This window comes from Idiomarina tyrosinivorans (assembly GCF_003987475.1).
Classification (GTDB): domain Bacteria; phylum Pseudomonadota; class Gammaproteobacteria; order Enterobacterales; family Alteromonadaceae; genus Idiomarina; species Idiomarina tyrosinivorans.
Genome location: NZ_PIQH01000001.1, coordinates 40,434 through 56,259, shown reverse-complemented (window position 1 = coordinate 56,259; position 15,826 = coordinate 40,434). Strand labels below are relative to the sequence as shown.

General features: G+C 48.0%; 15 protein-coding genes. 3 read left to right on the top strand and 12 right to left on the bottom strand.

The annotated features are described in order from the left end of the window. Positions 1–130: 130 nt before the first annotated feature. The 5 genes from CWI84_RS00250 to CWI84_RS00235 all read right to left on the bottom strand — a co-directional run bounded on the left by CWI84_RS00250 (position 131) and on the right by CWI84_RS00235 (position 7,225). Entirely contained in the window at positions 131–3,229 is a 3,099-nt protein-coding gene (locus CWI84_RS00250; RefSeq protein ID WP_126840583.1) for a type I restriction endonuclease subunit R, read from the bottom strand. Between the two features lie 104 nt (positions 3,230–3,333). Further along, positions 3,334–4,323: a virulence RhuM family protein/type II toxin-antitoxin system death-on-curing family toxin gene (locus tag CWI84_RS00245; protein WP_126840582.1), complete on the bottom strand. Its 990-nt coding sequence runs from the start codon at positions 4,321–4,323 to the stop codon at positions 3,334–3,336. After that, entirely contained in the window at positions 4,313–4,486 is a 174-nt protein-coding gene (locus CWI84_RS11750) for a hypothetical protein (protein WP_198674458.1), read from the bottom strand. The genes CWI84_RS00245 and CWI84_RS11750 overlap by 11 nt, the downstream gene beginning before the upstream one ends. A 1-nt stretch (position 4,487) precedes the next feature. After that, on the bottom strand, positions 4,488–5,663 hold the full coding sequence (locus CWI84_RS00240; RefSeq protein ID WP_126840581.1) for a restriction endonuclease subunit S: 1,176 nt from the start codon (positions 5,661–5,663) through the stop codon (positions 4,488–4,490). After that, positions 5,660–7,225 (bottom strand): type I restriction-modification system subunit M, encoded by a 1,566-nt coding sequence (locus CWI84_RS00235; protein WP_126840580.1) that lies wholly within the window; start codon positions 7,223–7,225, stop codon positions 5,660–5,662. The genes CWI84_RS00240 and CWI84_RS00235 overlap by 4 nt, the downstream gene beginning before the upstream one ends. 224 nt (positions 7,226–7,449) lie before the next feature. Here CWI84_RS00235 and CWI84_RS00230 point away from each other — a divergent pair, with 224 nt between their 5' ends. After that, complete coding sequence (locus CWI84_RS00230; RefSeq protein WP_126840579.1) at positions 7,450–8,052, top strand: outer membrane beta-barrel protein; 603 nt, start codon at positions 7,450–7,452, stop codon at positions 8,050–8,052. Between the two features lie 21 nt (positions 8,053–8,073). Here the strand turns inward: CWI84_RS00230 and CWI84_RS00225 are convergent, their stop codons facing one another. Then, positions 8,074–9,078 carry a helix-turn-helix transcriptional regulator gene (locus CWI84_RS00225; RefSeq protein WP_126840578.1) on the bottom strand — a complete coding sequence of 335 codons (1,005 nt, stop codon included), beginning with the start codon at positions 9,076–9,078 and terminating at the stop codon, positions 8,074–8,076. Between the two features lie 36 nt (positions 9,079–9,114). Beyond that, the gene (locus CWI84_RS00220) at positions 9,115–9,366 is read right to left on the bottom strand and encodes a DUF4282 domain-containing protein (protein WP_126840577.1); all 252 of its coding nucleotides are present in this window, start codon (positions 9,364–9,366) and stop codon (positions 9,115–9,117) included. A 95-nt stretch (positions 9,367–9,461) separates the two neighbouring features. Here CWI84_RS00220 and CWI84_RS00215 point away from each other — a divergent pair, with 95 nt between their 5' ends. Both CWI84_RS00215 and CWI84_RS00210 read left to right on the top strand, forming a co-directional pair. Next, positions 9,462–9,914, top strand: a complete 453-nt coding sequence (locus tag CWI84_RS00215; protein WP_126840576.1) for a YaiI/YqxD family protein — start codon at positions 9,462–9,464, stop codon at positions 9,912–9,914. 80 nt (positions 9,915–9,994) lie between these two features. After that, on the top strand, positions 9,995–10,603 hold the full coding sequence (locus tag CWI84_RS00210) for a DUF502 domain-containing protein (protein WP_126840575.1): 609 nt from the start codon (positions 9,995–9,997) through the stop codon (positions 10,601–10,603). Here CWI84_RS00210 and CWI84_RS00205 read toward each other — a convergent pair. The 5 genes from CWI84_RS00205 to CWI84_RS00185 form a co-directional block, all read right to left on the bottom strand. After that, entirely contained in the window at positions 10,600–10,866 is a 267-nt protein-coding gene (locus tag CWI84_RS00205) for a DksA/TraR family C4-type zinc finger protein (RefSeq protein WP_126840574.1), read from the bottom strand. The genes CWI84_RS00210 and CWI84_RS00205 overlap by 4 nt on opposite strands. A 17-nt stretch (positions 10,867–10,883) precedes the next feature. Then, positions 10,884–11,288, bottom strand: coding sequence for a DUF3224 domain-containing protein (locus tag CWI84_RS00200; RefSeq protein WP_126840573.1), 405 nt, complete (start codon positions 11,286–11,288; stop codon positions 10,884–10,886). 112 nt (positions 11,289–11,400) lie between these two features. Continuing rightward, the gene (locus CWI84_RS00195; RefSeq protein WP_126840572.1) at positions 11,401–12,300 is read right to left on the bottom strand and encodes a DUF6671 family protein; all 900 of its coding nucleotides are present in this window, start codon (positions 12,298–12,300) and stop codon (positions 11,401–11,403) included. Continuing rightward, a complete protein-coding gene (locus CWI84_RS00190; RefSeq protein ID WP_157980973.1) occupies positions 12,273–14,507 on the bottom strand; it encodes a putative inorganic carbon transporter subunit DabA in 2,235 nt (744 codons plus the stop codon). Before CWI84_RS00190 ends, CWI84_RS00195 begins: the two co-directional genes overlap by 28 nt. After that, positions 14,504–15,787 carry an NADH-quinone oxidoreductase subunit L gene (locus CWI84_RS00185; RefSeq protein ID WP_126840570.1) on the bottom strand — a complete coding sequence of 428 codons (1,284 nt, stop codon included), beginning with the start codon at positions 15,785–15,787 and terminating at the stop codon, positions 14,504–14,506. Before CWI84_RS00185 ends, CWI84_RS00190 begins: the two co-directional genes overlap by 4 nt. Positions 15,788–15,826 lie beyond the last annotated feature (39 nt).

The window sequence follows — 15,826 nt, the reverse complement described above, 5'->3', positions numbered from 1 at the left end:
GCGATTCTATTACATGAGTGTTGCGGTTATTATCTGAATTCAGGATTAAAAAAGGGTTTAGGCAAATGCCTAAACCCTTTTTTTTCCGCGGTAAACTCACTGGGAATAAGTCTGCTAAGTGGTTGCATCGCTAAAGCTGCCCACCAACTCCTTTAAACTTCTCAACAAATGCCGAGATTTTCTGGAATACGGTCTGTTTCTTGGTGCGGTATTCCGGGTTCAATGGGCTTAATTTCGGCAGTGTTGAGTTCAATTCGGTGCCGTTTTCGCTCGCGTATTCACGGCGTAGTGAGGCGGCGATGTAACGCTTGGCCGCTTCTTCATTTAAGTTCTCGGAGCGAATCAGTTCTTCGGCTTCGCGCTGCTGTTCGGCTTGAGCGAATTTGAAGAATTCATCGATAATGCCTGCTTTATCTGGCATTTCGTCGAGGTCTGTTTGATTAATGAAATCAACAACAAGGCTTTCTTTGGCGCGGTTGCCGAGGCTGGCGCGAATCATGCGGCGTACTTCTTCAATCAAGTCGCCTTTGTTTTTGTTCTTCTTGTTCTGTTCAAATATCAGCTCAAGAATGTAATCGAGGTTGATTTCCTGTGATTTCAGCAGGTCAATTTCAAACTCAACGTCGTCCCAGTCAATGGTTGATTGCGCTTGGTTTTCCGCTGCGCGGTCACGACGAATCCAGTCGCGAATATCGTTATAGCTTGAGCGATAGTCCTGTATTTTTCGCTCAGCTGGTAAACGTATGGTTTGCATCACGGCAATATCATCGTCGTTCAAATGATGTTCAACCTTGAATGCTTCAACGGCATCGGGGTCGCTGGTGTCGATTTTCTGCAAGGCTTTTAAACTAGCGAACTCATCGTAATTTTGTAGGATGTTTTCAACGCGCAGGTATTCACCGAACAGCTTAGCGAAATCCTTTTTGTCTTTTTCGCGCTCAATTTCGTCAGGATTCGGAAAACGCTGTTCAAGCTCAGACACGACCTCCATAAATCCACGCCGCGCTTGCCCGGTGACCAAATCGGTAAAGCCTTCCATGTACTCTTTGTAGCTCTTTTCGAGCACTACGTTCTTGGTATTCCTGTCGCCAAACAAGGTGATGGCATCAATGGTTGCCTTTTCTAAATCACGGAAAGTCACAATGTTGCCAAAGGTTTTGGTGGCATCATAAATGCGGTTGGTGCGCGAATAGGCCTGAATAAGGCCGTGGTAACGCAGGTTCTTATCTACAAATAGCGTGTTCATTGTCGGTGCATCAAAGCCGGTCAGGAACATACCCACGACAATCAATAAATCAATTTCCTGGCTTTTCACGCGCTTGGCAAGGTCGCGGTAATAGTTTTGAAAGCCGTTGCTGTCCACCCCATAGTTGGACTGAAACATTGCGTTATAATCAGCAATGGCGGTGTTTAAAAACTCTTTGCCGCTGCTTTTCATGGCGGATACTTCAAAGCTTTCGTCGGGTATCTCGCCAATCGAATCTTGCTCTTCATTCGCTGCAAACGAAAAAATCGTTGCCACGCGCAGTGGCCGTTCGGCACCTTGCTGCAGTTGTTTAAACGCTTCGTAATAGGCTTTTGCCGCGTCAACGCTACTTACCGCAAACATGGCGTTAAATCCCTTTCCGCCGGCTTTCAAACGGTGCGTTTTCTGCCGGAAATGAGTCAGAATATACTGCGTGATTTCGCGTATGCGCTCGGGGTGCAAGAGCGCCTGCTTATTTTCAGCCGCACTGAGCGTGCGTTCGTCTTGCTCCGTTTCAATGCCACGAAACTGCGGACGAACATCGTTATAGTCCACCTTAAACTTCAGCACTTTTTCATCGCGAATGGCATCGGTGATGACATACGAATGCAACTCACGACCAAATACGCTAGCGGTGGTTTCGGCACCCAGCGCGTTCTGTGGGAATATCGGCGTACCGGTAAAACCAAACTGATAGTAACGCTTAAATTTCTTTTGTAGGTTCTTCTGCGCTTCACCGAATTGGCTGCGGTGACACTCATCAAAAATAAACACTACTTGCTGACGATACACCGGCAAATCGCGCTCGGTCTTCATCAGGTTATTCAATTTCTGAATCGTGGTGACGATAATCTTGTTGTCATCGAGCGCTAAATTACGTTTCAAGCCAGCGGTGCTATCGGAGCCGTTCACGCTGTCGGGTGAAAAGCGCTGATATTCCTTCATGGTTTGATAGTCGAGATCTTTACGGTCGACCACAAAGAATACCTTATCAACGAATTCAAGCTCGGTGGCTAAACGCGCTGCTTTGAAGCTGGTTAAGGTTTTACCCGAGCCTGTGGTGTGCCAGATGTAGCCACCCGCCTCGGTCGAACTCCACTGCTTGGCTTGAAAGGCACTTTTAATCTTCCACAATATGCGCTCTGTAGCCGCAATTTGGTAAGGTCGCATCACCAGCAAGGTGTCACTCACATCAAACACGGAATAGCGCAGCAGCACTTTCAATAGCGTCTCTTTTTGAAAGAAGGTCGCGGTAAAGTCCTTGAGATCTTTAATCAGGCCGTTATCTGACTTCGCCCAATGCATGGTGAAGTCAAAGGTGTTTTTATTGCGCTGCACGGTGTTGGCAAAGTAGCGCGTGTCGGTACCATTTGAAATCACAAACAACTGCAAATACTTAAACAACGAGCTCTCGGCGTTAAAGCTTTCTTTGCTATACCGGTGCACCTGATTAAAAACCTCACGAATGGCCACACCGCGTTTTTTGAGTTCAATTTGTACCAGCGGCAGGCCATTCACCAAAATCGTCACGTCGTAACGATTCGCGTGCGATCCGGTTTGCTCGAATTGTTGAATCACCTGTACTTTGTTGCGAGCAATAGTTTTCTTATCAAGCAGGTAAATGTTTTGAATACGGCCATCGTCAAAAACGAAGTCTTCAATGTAGTCGTCATGAATTTTGCGAGTTTTATCGGTGATGCTGTCGCTGGGTTTGTCGAGGTAGGTTTCAACAAATCGCGCCCATTCGCCATCTGAGAACTCAACGTTATTCAAGGCTTGTAACTGCACACGTACGTTGGCAAGCATCGCTACCGGGTTATTTAGGCCAGGCACATACTCATAGCCCTGATTCACTAAGTCTTGAATCAGCTCGCGCTCTAAATCACTCTCGCTCTGGTAGCTTTCAGCAACTTCATAGTGCTTGGTATACTTATCCAAAACGATAAAGTTGTTTGACTCGGCTATGGGTTTATAGGTGGTCATTCCTTTGTGTCCTTGTTCTGCAATAGCGCTTTATTTACGTGCGGTTGGGTGGTTATTTCCAAAATGGAACTAACCACTTTCAGCCGACGTGTTCCAAAATGGAACTAGTCGCTTTTATCATCTGTTTTCAACATAATAAAGTGCTCAACTAAACGAATCATTAGTTCTTTCTGGTCGGGCAAGCTTTCAGCAACTAATAATGCCAACGCAACCAGCGTATTGTCGTTAATCAGGTGTTCGACAGGCTTTGCCAATAAGTGCTGGTTCACTCGCAAATACCATAAAAACAAAAATGACCCGGTGCGTTTATTACCATCCGCAAGCGGGTGGTTCTTAATGACAAAGTAGAGCAGGTGTGCAGCACGGCTTGCAACATTCGGGTAAAACAGTTCGTCGGCGAAACCTTGCTCAATGGTCGCTAATGCGGAGGCTAAGCCATCGCCGCGCAGCTGACCAAATAACTCGGTGGCTTCACCTTTGTTGATGAGCGTTCTTTTGAGTTCGGCGATCGCGGCTAGCACCTGATCAAGATCCAACGCCTGCATGTCTGTTTGCTTGTTGGTAAGTGAGCTCAGGCTTTGCTCGTCATAGCCCTGCAACAAGCTCCAACTGCGTGCATAGTCATTAATGACAGCAAGTACAGCCTCGCCCTCATCACTTACCAGTTGTCGGTTCGCTAGTGTGCGAGATAGCAAAGCAATCGCTTGCTCAAACTCAACACCACGCTCTTGCAACCGGCGTTGGTTAATCGTGTAGCCTTCAATGAGATGCTGTTTCAGGATACTGTTGGCCCATTGACGGAACTGTACGCCACGCTGGGACTTAACCCGATAACCTACGGAAATGATCACATCTAGGGAGTAAAAAGCTACCGGCTTGTCGGAGCCAGCAATATGCATTTTTTGCATATTGCTTTTTTCAGACAGTTCTCCGTCCTTAAATACATTGCGAATATGTCGAGATAACACTGACTGGTCACGCCCAAATAGCTCTACCATTTGTAGTTGGGTGAGCCAAACCGTTTCGTTCTCAAGGGTAACGTTAAGTTCTAGTTTACCGTCATCGGCTTGGTAAATTTCAATACTATTGGTCATCGGAAACTCCTTTTCCTTGAATGTCATTAAATAGGTTAACGATTTGAACTGCTAAGAAATCCTTATCAGTTACGGTTGGCCGCGCACTTTCTTTGCGAGCAAGGGTCTCAGTTGCTCGGAAAGCAACACTCAAAAGATTAATATTTCCGAGCGTCATCGACATATCAAGCTGCCTGCTCATCTGGTTTCGGAAAGCTTAACAATAAGTCACGATAGTACTCGTACTGCTTTTGACGCAGCTCAATCTCGCGAGGGAGACCCTCGGTGATAGAGTTGGTTAGGGCGTCGAATTTGTCGAGTATCGTTACGATACGCTCTTGTTGCGGAATTGACGGAACTGGTACTAATCTTTTTTCAATAGCCCCTTTTCCTACATGCATCATCGTTGACCCTGTTCCAGATGCCGACTTTAATGCTTCCGTATCCCACTCCAGTAAATAAAACAGATACTTCTTTGAAATCACATCAAGATTCGGCTCGACTTTCCAAATGTGGTAATGATATATGACTTTTCCGCCGTCCCAGATTCTGGGACCAAATGAGGCAGACCATGCATACAAAAGATCGCCATTATCACAGTACTTGTCGTCATCCAGTTCTAAGTCTGAGTAATACCAATTCGCATTTGTGAAAAAATTCCCGACTCTTAGTACAGGGTAAGGGCCCGACTCCAATAATTCAGTTCTTTTGTATGCTCTACCATTTATAAACCTTGATATCTCTCCCAAAGGCTTCCACTCAACCTCGCTGTCTTCAAAGCTGAGCAATTTATCGCGGTAGTAGTTGTATTGTTTTTTGCGTGCGGTAAGCTCGGCGGTAAGCTCGGCGGTAAGGGAGGTAAATGCGTCCAAAATGCGGACGATTTTCGCTTGGATTTGTAGCGATTTTTCTGGGTTTTCAGGGCATGGGATTGGGATTGTTATATCGACCAATTTTCCTTTGGTCAGCTTAGCTCGTCCTCCACCAGATAAAAACGGGATGAAGTTAACAGTACAAAGAAAGTGATATAAAAAACGTGTATTCACCCCTGATTTACCTCGGACAACATGGACGTGATTGTTAGCCCAAAACTTTCCAGTAACATGCTGAACCGAATAGTTTTCAAGACTTGCTGAGCCATCTTCGGCAATCAAGACGAATTCACCGTCATGAGTATGACCCTCAACATAGTCTTGAATGTTGTTAGCGCCATAGTAAGGGATCGAACCAGGCGCGCGTAGAGACGCTTTGACCGGTTTCCTCCCACTATTGGCTATTTCAAAAAACTGAATATCACCTAGTGTCTTCCAAGCGATGTCAATATCACCAAGTAGCTTCTCCAGATAGCTTATTGCTTTCATGCCTGAGTCCCTTCAATCTCTGCCACAATAGCATCGATATCTGCACGCAACTGGTCAATCTTGGCAACGGTGGTTTTCAGCTCGGCGTTGAGTTCGGTAATGTCGATAACTTCGCGATTGTCTTTAGCTTCAACATAGCTACTGACCGAGAGGTTATAGTCACTTTCTGCTACCTTCTCGAATGGTACCGACTTAGCAAAGTGCTCAACATCCTCCTTGCTCTCGAAAACTTTCATAATTTGCTCGATGTGCTCATCGCTCAGTACGTTGTTATTGGTTTCCTTCTTGAACAAGTTACTCGCGTCAATAAACTGCGTTGTGGTGTCTTGCTTATGCTTGGAGAGCACCAAAATGTTGACGGCAATCGTGGTACCAAAGAACAAGTTTGGCGCTAACGAAATTACGGTTTCAACGTAGTTGTTATCCACGAGGTACTTACGAATTTTCTGCTCAGCACCGCCGCGATAGAAAATACCAGGGAAACAAACAATCGCTGCACGGCCTTTACTTGAAAGGTAACTGAGTGCGTGCAACACAAAGGCAAAGTCAGCTTTTGATTTGGGGGCTAGTACACCCGCTGGGGCAAAACGCTCGTCGTTAATCAGTGTCGGGTCGTCACTACCAATCCATTTTACCGAGTACGGCGGATTAGACACAATGGCGTCAAACGGCTTTTCATCAGCAAAGCGTGGGTCGGTTAACGTGTTACCAAGCTGAATATCAAACTTGTCGTAGTTAATGTTATGTAGGAACATGTTCATACGAGCAAGGTTGTAGGTGGTGTGGTTAATTTCTTGGCCGAAATACCCCTCCTCAATACGGTGCACATCAATGTGCTTTCTGGCTTGCATCAGCAACGAGCCCGATCCCGCTGCGGGGTCGTAGATTTTATTAATTCGGTCTTGCCCATGAATGGCCAGCAACGCAATCAGCTTGGATACATGCTGCGGGGTAAAGAACTCACCGCCTGATTTACCCGCGTTAGCGGCATAGTTTGAAATCAGGAACTCATAAGCATCACCGAACAAATCAATTTGATTGTCTTCAAAGTTGCCCACTTGGTTTCCAAAAAAGTCCAAGCCCGCGACGCCTTTTAATACAGCCGCTAAACGGGTGTTTTTGTCTTTAACGGTGTTACCTAAGCGATTACTGGTGGTGTCGAAGTCAGCAAACAAGCCTTTAATGTCTTGTTCAGAAGCGTACCCGTTAGCTGAGTTTTCAATTTCACCGAAGATACGCGCAAGGTCAGTGTTCAGGCTTTCATTGGTATTGGCAGTTTTTGCGACGTTCACAAACAACTGGCTGGGGTAAATAAAGTAGCCTTTGGTTTTAATGGCATCGTCTTTTATTTCGTCGGTGATAATTGAGTCATCAAGCACCGCGTAATTGATGTTCTCGTCACCGTTTTCAATGTAACCAGCGAAGTTTTCGCTAATGAATCGGTAAAATAGCGTACCGAGCACGTACTGTTTGAAATCCCACCCGTCTACTGAACCACGAACATCATTGGCGATGGCCCAAATTTGGCGTTGCAGCGCGGCACGTTGTTGGCTACTGGTCATTATTTTATCCCTGCTTTATTGATTTTTTGCGGTTATTAACGGCTACTTTTATTTTATCAGCGCAATAACGACTTGTGGATGCGCATAGAAGCCTACCACAGAAATCCCCCAACGAGGCTCTCTTATCAACATAATGACTCGCTGCGACGTAAGATGTCGCACTCACCTGTTTTACTCACGTTTTTCGCCATTTTGGTGATTGCTAATCACAGGGAAATTACACTATGAAAAAATCAATGATTGCACTTTCATTAATGCTTGCTTCTGGCGCCGCAGCGGCACAGTCACCCGACTGGAATAAGGTTGATGTAACGTACTTAGATACCGAGCTTAGTGCTGGGGGCTCAGACGCATCGTTTAACGGCTTCGGCGTAAATGGTTCGTTCAGTTTTTCTGACCATTGGATAGCATTTGGGAACTACAAAACCGTTGATAAAAATGTTAACGACGCCAATCTGCAATTAGACATGCTATCTGCCAGCATCGGCTACTATCACAGTGTCACCGACAATACGGATATTTTTGCAACAGTTTCAGCGGAGCGCTTGGACGTCTCGGGTTCATCGGGTGATCTGTCGTCGTCAGAAGCAGAAAACGGTGCTGGCGCGGGCATCGGTTTTCGTACTATGCTGACACCGTCTTTTGAATTAGGCGGTAAAGTTGATTACCTGAATATCGACAGCGACAACGTTTTTAGAACGCAGGTCAAGGCATTTTATTATTTCACCAAACACGTTGCTATTGGTGTGGGGTATGAGATGTATCGCCCCAACGGCGTTGCTTTAGACATTGACACGCTGAGTGCATCTTTCCGTTACGCGTTTTAGTGGCGTAGCAGGTTGTAATAACTACTGATAGGCGCTCAGGGCTTTAGCGAGTTCGGTTGCGATATCTGATCGCAGCGTTGCGGGTTCAAGAATTTCTATCTGAGCGCCCATCGACTTAATCCACCAGCGAAGTTGCCAAGAGTCAGCAACGGTCGCCGTTAAGATGCTGCCATGCTCTTCTGCGTTGATACGCTGGTCCTCGCTCAATGGTGTTTCGCTAATATGCATAGCAAGCTCATTAGTCACTCGGGCTTTTACTACAAAAGTCACACCGTCAGTAAATTGTAATGCGCCATCATCGAGATAACGTTTTAAGGTGAACCCGCGAGGCACAACCACTGGCTTATCGTTACATCTTGTCACCGCATGCATGCGGTGTAAAGCAAATAATCGGGGATCATTATAAGGTTCAACCGTCGCAACCAAATAGGTACAGATACCTCGCTGAACCAGCCCTAACGGATGTAATATATAGTCTTTCGCTGGCTGACCCACCGGTTGATAATTGGCTTTAAGGCAGTGGTTATGTAGTAACGCCAACTGAGTATTATATAGCACCTCGTCATCAACCGTTGGCGCGCGTTGTTGTAACGTTGCCGGCACGTAAGCGACTTTATTTTGCCAGCCAATAAACGTTTGATGTTGCTGTAACTTATTCAGTTTTTCCTTGGCTTGGTTTAAGCGCGGCGCGATCGACTGAAGTATTGTTCCTGGAACTAACGGTTTAAGGATTTTTTCAACCATAGTGATTGATAAAGCCTCAGCCGCAGAAATCGCTGGCAAATCAATACTCGCGCCAGTCATCCAATGCCACCCATAGGGCTTACCCTTATCGTTGCAAACCAACGCAAACGACTGTGATAGTTGATCAAGATCTCGTTCAACTTGGCGCTTGGAAACGTCAAAGCCTTGCTCGTTAAGCACTTGGCAAATAGCACGAGCTGTCATACCTGGCGCCCTAGTTGGCAGTAATTTAAGCAATTCCCATTGGCGCGCCAAGGTCTGGCGCGCTCCAGTCGTCGACATACAAAATCCTTTTTGTGATTATGTCACAGTATTATTTTATTCAGCGCCGTTGCGGTCGGCAATGCGCTTGAGGTTTTCGTGGATTTTGAAAATCACGATAACCATTTCGCACCAAATGCGAGCGCCAACAATTCCAAGAATAATGTACACTAGCCCCATTATAACGCTGCCTTGGTAGGCAAACATCTGGCCCACACCCGCAACCACAACCGCCAGCATGATTAACCAGTAGACCACGGTGATGATCTTTGGAACAATCATGGTGTCGAAAAAGAAAAAATTACGCATTTAATGCTCCTTGCTTATTGTTATCAGTCCAACCCCATGATGTTCTGTTAACATAAAAATTACAAGCAGCAGTGATAATATTAAGGGGAAAGTCATTGACCATATGGGTAGATGCCGACGCTTGTCCCGCGGCGATCAAAGAAACGCTGTTCCGTGCTGCTAACCGCAAGCCTATGGCGCTGGTACTGGTAGCTAATCAGCCATTGCGCACGCCGCCATCAAAATGGATCTCGGCGCTACAAGTCAGCCAAGGCTTCGATATTGCCGACAACGAGATTGTCCAGCGAGTTAATGCGGGCGATTTGGTCATTACCAGCGATATCCCGCTCGCCAATGATGTGATTGAAAAAGGTGCCACGGCGCTTTCTCCACGCGGTGAGTTATTTACCAAAGACAATATTCGTTCACGGCTCAATATCCGCGACTTTATGGATACCATGAGAGCCAGTGGCATTCAGTCTGGCGGTCCGCCACCGCTGTCACAACGCGACAAACAACAGTTCGCCAACCACTTGGATAGTTGGCTCGCCAAACAGCCTGCCAGTTAAATTTTGTCAAGGCCATTTCAACTGAGTGGACAACTCGCTAAGCTGGTGGCCTATTTGCCATTAAGGTCTCAAGTACGCCTATGAAACGCCTATTAAACCACTTCTTAAAGGGCCTCGCCATTTTGCTGCCGATCATCATCACTATTGCGGTGGTGCGCTGGTTGTTAGTGACCATTGAAAAGTGGTTGAGCCCTATTTGGACGGCCATTGTCGGCGAGCAATACTATGTACCGGGCTTAGCTTTTGTAAGCTTTTTGCTGTTAGCGCTGTTCGTTGGCTTTAGCTCACGTTGGGGCATTATTAATAGCCTCTGGCAGCTACCTGGCAAGTTACTTAATCGCATGCCGCTGTTACGCTCGGTCTATGGCACCATTAACGATGTGTTTGAAATGATGTCGGGGAAAAACTTTGCCGAAGAATCGGTGGTCATGGTCACTCTGCCCGGCAGTGAACTGAAGGTTATTGGCATTATCACCAAAAAAAGTGGGGTAAAAAACGATACCCTCTCTAAGCAACTGGATGAACAACACGTCGCCGTGTTTTTACCGATGAGCTACAACGTTGGCGGTTACATGGTGATAGTGCCGAAAAGCTGTATTGAATCGTTAGACATGAAGCCAGCAGAGGCTTTGCAACTGACGATGAGTGGCGGCCTTGGCAAAGGCTACCAGCCAAAATCAAGAGACTAACGTAGCTGGCTATCTTTACTGCCGCGGCGGTTCACCACAGCGGCTGATTGCTGTTGTTGCTCGCGTTCAGCTTGGCAGTCAAGACATAAACGCACCCCGGGCCGCGCTTTACGGCGTGCCTCAGGAATTTCCTCGCCACACTCTTCACAATATTGCAGGCTTTCACCCTGCTGTAGGTTGCTCCGTGCTTGTTGCACGGCATCCTCTATGCTGGCATCTATTTGCTCTTGCACGGCGCCGTCAGGCGCCCAACCCGTAGCCATAAGGTCCTCCTGCGTAATTATTCGGCGAGATCTGGCAGGCTGAAGTCAAATTGGTAATAGTGTTCACCGTTTTCCACGCTGATTGCCATTTGCCCTCGCAATCCTTGCAATTGGCCTGTACCAGAGTCGGGTAATACTTCTAATACTAATTTATCTTCGCCACGGTTCATTATGCCGTAGTGTTGCAATACAAAGCTGCCGTCACGCTCGCACAAGGTTCCCGAGACTTGTTCTATTGCTACATAGCCGGCCGAGCCTTTTACTGGCGTCATGGCACTGAGCATTTCACCTTTACTGGATGCGGTGAGCTCGCCATGAAACACCTTTTCTATAGCCATTCGGCCTAACTTGATAGTGTCGCGACCTTTAGTGAAGGTATCTAACGGGTTGAGTTTTACGTCGAACTGGCCTGAAATTTTCATCAAAAGCTCCGTTGATTATTCAGCAGTAGCTACTGTCTAACCTGGCAGGCTTTTGCGCAAGCGCTTTTTTGTAAAGTTACATAATGCTTACACAGCCAGCAAAGCGCATCACCTAGGGGTTACAAAAATCACACAGATCTGGCGCCGCAGTCGTGGGTTCTAATGCGCTAATGTGCGCGTATCCGCATTGCTGACATAAGGCTCGTTGGCTGCGCCATTGTTGTGTCGGCGAGCCACATACCTCACAGGGCAACCCTTTTTCATACGGCTCTGCGACAAAGTTAGGACATTCGCAGTGTGGGCAGTAATGCTGTAGCCGTCGTAACAGATCTTCACCAGCACGAGCGATAGTCTGCTGGCGTTCAGGGCAATTATGCGCACGGAAATCCCAACTGAGTGTGACTGCGTGCTGCAGCGGCTCATTATCGCTACTTACGCGCACTTCTGGTAGTTGTTGCAGTAACTCAGACAACGCGCTTAACCCTTTTGCGACGCGCGTTTTAGCGGTTTCAGGAGCGACCATTTCGGCAATGAATTTCTGCCCTGGCGGTAACGCGTCAATGTAGGCGTTCATCTGTGTTATGGTTCGGCACTGCCGTTGTACCGCAGCAACGGGCCGTTGCGCGCTAGCCACCACGGTAAAATTACTATGCCGATGGCGCAGCACTAAAAGCTCTTGGTTCATCACCATCAGGCCGAAATACGTGCTATTAAAGCTTCCCTCGCTACCTAAACCAAACTCTGCATCACTATGCGCCAAGGCTAATTGCGCTTTTTCGGTGGCGCATTCTAGTGGCGTCATTGTGCGCGGGATTTCACCACTAAACATGCCTAACTTATCGGTATCAAAGCCATCGCTGCCACGCAGCTGCCAGCCCAGTTGCTGATGAAACAACGGAGCCAACACTTGCGCTTTACCATGTTTGGTTAAAATTGCTGCGGTAATTGGCTTGTCCGCGTCCGCCGCCACTACGCTTGCTTTGTTTAAGCGGCGTTGATGCTCACCGGACATAACTCACCTGCTGGGCTGAGGCGTTGAATAAACAACCATCCATTATCGACCAGATTACGGAACGGTGGTGCTTGCTCTAAGGCTCTCACTATTACCTGCTCTTCGGCATCAACCACCACCCGCAGCCGCACAGGGCGGTGGCGCCACTGGTTACCATCGTGCACCGACTGCCGCGCTAGACCGATGCGTAAATCGCCGCCGTTACCCTCAAACACCCCGACATTATTCGCCACCCGGTTATGCAGCAGCTTATTGCCGCTACCCAAGCGGTCAGGATCCGTGACAGAGGTGTAATATTGGCTGTTAATCCAGTGTGCAACTATGCCGGGTGCTTGTAGCAACTGCGCCAAAAGTTCACCATTGTTATCGTTGCTGGCGTTATATTCATGCAAAAATGCACGGCCGTTAAAGCTCAATTCCCGACTGCGTTTGCGGTCCGCGAATAACAATAAACAGTTATCCGCTAACCCCCACTCGGGGCGAACTTCTGACCAGTTTTTGGCCTTCCGTTGGAACCACGCCAGCAGTCCACCGTTGTCGCTCTCGTTACTGTCATAGCGGTGTTGTCGAGCAAAGTCGGCGGCATCGCTGAAGCGTTTCAGCAGCGCTTCCGGGGCATTTGGGGTTAGCATGTGCAGTTGGTCAGTCACTGTCTCATGCAAGGCTGCGTGGAAGGTCGTGGTTGTCGGAATATTCCAGCCACGTTCGGCTAAGCCTTCTCGAACCGGCTGTTGATTCAACAATTCGGCTGCTAGTTGCGCATTCACGCCGCCACTTTGGCCTCCACAAGCACCACACTTCATAGCCGCTTGTTGGGCATTATTTCGGTGATGCGAACTGTGCCCCACAAACACAAAGTCGTCGGCCCACTGCTCGATCCCCAATCCGCCTAACAACCCTTCTAGCCAATTCAGCACATCGGTTTCGGCAGCATCTACCCGCAATGCTTGAAGCGCGGTTAAATCATCGTACCTTGGGTTCTTACCTTGGCCTATGAGTTGCGGTAGGCGTGAAAAACCCAAAGTTTCTACCGCGGTTAAGCTGGCTAACGGCTGCTTGAATAAGGCTTTGATGTCCAGCTTACCTGCTTTCTTTGAGACTGTGGCAGGCGTTACCATAGACGCGGGATTTAACAATCCAGGCGCTTGTGCTCTTACGCGGCCATCCGCTGGCGATTGATAATTGATCGGTAAACCAAAGAACCCGGCAAAACCAAAGGTTTGAAAATCGCTTTGCTGTTCTAGCCCTTTGCGCAGCCGCTCAGAACGAGTATCAATACAGAACACCGCTTGGAACGCTGGAGCCACAGTATCGCTAGTGCTTGGTGGTTGCCAATTAAATTGGTCTAGCTGCAAGCTTTCGTAGCGGTGTTGTAGCTGCCACAGCGGTTGTTGCTGTTGTTTAATGGTTTCAATAGCCGCCGGTGCCGCCTGTATTTGCTGCTGGAATAACTCGCGCAGTTCGACGAAGCGCTTGGGATGGCGATTTTCGCAATGCAGCCACAAAATAAGATCCCAAGCCATACGTATGGCTAATAATTCTGCTACTAAACGGCCATCGTTATGGCGCCAGCGTTGCAAAGCAAAACTCGAGGCCCAACCCAGCACGTCCATTTGTAGCGCTAAAAGGTAGCAATAACGCGCCTGTTCTGGCACGTCTTTTAGCATGCTGTCAAAGCAGGCCGCGAACAGTTCGTCGGCGGTATCAGGCAAACCATGAAAGCGCTCATGTAACTCCGGTTCGACCATCACGCTCTCAATGCCCTGATCTTTGCGACCCAGCACTAACCAGTGGTGATAAAGCGAATCTTTTTCGGCAAAACGGTCGGGGTATTGCGCATACAAGCCACACGCTTGGCTGATATTGGCGACCACTTCATCACGCCACGGAATCGCTTGTTTGCGTTTTTGCACTTGGTCTAACAGTTCGGCGACATTGCGCCAACGCGGTAAGTCACGGTTCTCGGTGCCGCGAAGCTTGAACTGCTGTTTCACAAATTCCGGGTCATTTTCGCCTAACTGCTGACGGTAAAAGCTTAACGGCATTAGCAGTTTAATATCACCGCAGAACTGCCACAGCGCAGCCACTTGCTCAATCGGTTGATCGGTAAACTCCCAACACGGGTTAATAGCAATGCTCTCATCTAGCGGCCACATTGGCGCAATGCTATTGGCGACAGACTTCGCTTGTTCAATAAACTGTTTCATCGTGTTCCCCGCACTCGTTGTGGCCATATCGCTAATACCCAGCGAGTAATGTGTTCATCGATGTAACCGCCGGCATTCAGCCACACAAACAGTGCTTGTGAGCGGTTATTAAAATCACTGCTGAGCAAAATTCTTTGCGCGACGAATATCGCTAACACCGCAATACTGGCAAAGACTTCTTTTGCCAATGCGGGCGCATCGCTGGCCAACAAACCGTGTTCGCTAATGAGGCTGAATACCAGATAAATTGCAAACAAGCACACCGCGTGCAGCGTACCGAAGTAGCGTGAATTGGGGGTAAATACACTAACCAGCATGGCGGTTACCATCAACGCCGCGGTAAAGTACGCATGCCCTTTCACCAGCCACATCAGCGCGAACACCACGACAATGGTAGCGGCGAGTAACCAGCCGTTAACGTTTTTACTGTTCATGGCTTGCTTAGGATTCATTTCTAATTGCCCACTGCCGAGAAAGGAATGGGCTTTGTACACTGAATGGGCAAGCAAGTGCAGTGCTGCTAAGGCGTAGTAACCCAGCGCAATTTCTAACAACATCCAGCCCATCTGGGCACAGGTCGACCAAGCAAGCTGCACTTTAATGCTGATGCGGGTAGCCATTATCAGTGTCGCCAAGCCTAGCGACACCGCGCTAACCACCAACAGTAACCATTGTGCAGCGCTGCTGGCTTCCAAAATAGGAATGTTAATTAACAATAAAAAGCCACCCAGGTTAATAATGCCCGCATGCAGCAGCGCAGACACCGGCGTTGGCGCTTCCACAACCTGGATCAACCAACCATGGAATGGCATTTGCGCACACTTTAATAGCGCCGTAGCCGCCAACAAACAAGCCACCAAGTTGAGTTGAAGACTGGACGCCTGCGCCAAGAAACTCGGTTGCGCACTGGTCAACGCCATATCACCAGTAACGAAGTAGATAACGGCAAAGGCTAAACCTAGGGTGAGCTCGGCTAAGCGCGAAAATACAAACTTTTTATGCGCCGCCAGTTGGGCTCGAAGTCGGTCGGGATAAAATAGCAGTAATTGATGCAGGCCTAGGCTGATACTGACCCAACCTAGCCAGAATAACAGTAAGTTATTGGCAACAATTACCACCAAAACAGCGATAGACGTCAGGGTTATGTAGGTTAAAAAACGTTTACGTTCGGGCTCTAAGCGAAAGTTAAACCAGCCGTAACGGAAAATAATGGTTGCTAAACCCACAACCAGCACGACCATTATTGATCGAATCCCTTCCAAGGTTAGCCATTCAGTCACTACGCACGCCCTCTTTCGTCGGATATGTCAGCATCTTGC

Bases quoted from the DNA above. Each gene is read 5' to 3' on its own strand.
- CWI84_RS00200 (WP_126840573.1), bottom strand. From the start codon at position 11,288: ATGAAAATTTCAGGCCAGTTCGACGTAAAACTCAACCCGTTAGATACC.
- CWI84_RS00195 (WP_126840572.1), bottom strand. From the start codon at position 12,300: ATGTCCGGTGAGCATCAACGCCGCTTAAACAAAGCAAGCGTAGTGGCG.
- CWI84_RS11750 (WP_198674458.1), bottom strand. From the start codon at position 4,486: ATGTCGATGACGCTCGGAAATATTAATCTTTTGAGTGTTGCTTTCCGA.
- CWI84_RS00205 (WP_126840574.1), bottom strand. From the start codon at position 10,866: ATGGCTACGGGTTGGGCGCCTGACGGCGCCGTGCAAGAGCAAATAGAT.
- CWI84_RS00230 (WP_126840579.1), top strand. From the start codon at position 7,450: ATGAAAAAATCAATGATTGCACTTTCATTAATGCTTGCTTCTGGCGCC.
- CWI84_RS00190 (WP_157980973.1), bottom strand. From the start codon at position 14,507: ATGAAACAGTTTATTGAACAAGCGAAGTCTGTCGCCAATAGCATTGCG.
- CWI84_RS00210 (WP_126840575.1), top strand. From the start codon at position 9,995: ATGAAACGCCTATTAAACCACTTCTTAAAGGGCCTCGCCATTTTGCTG.
- CWI84_RS00235 (WP_126840580.1), bottom strand. From the start codon at position 7,225: ATGACCAGTAGCCAACAACGTGCCGCGCTGCAACGCCAAATTTGGGCC.
- CWI84_RS00250 (WP_126840583.1), bottom strand. From the start codon at position 3,229: ATGACCACCTATAAACCCATAGCCGAGTCAAACAACTTTATCGTTTTG.
- CWI84_RS00220 (WP_126840577.1), bottom strand. From the start codon at position 9,366: ATGCGTAATTTTTTCTTTTTCGACACCATGATTGTTCCAAAGATCATC.
- CWI84_RS00225 (WP_126840578.1), bottom strand. From the start codon at position 9,078: ATGTCGACGACTGGAGCGCGCCAGACCTTGGCGCGCCAATGGGAATTG.
- CWI84_RS00240 (WP_126840581.1), bottom strand. From the start codon at position 5,663: ATGAAAGCAATAAGCTATCTGGAGAAGCTACTTGGTGATATTGACATC.
- CWI84_RS00245 (WP_126840582.1), bottom strand. From the start codon at position 4,323: ATGACCAATAGTATTGAAATTTACCAAGCCGATGACGGTAAACTAGAA.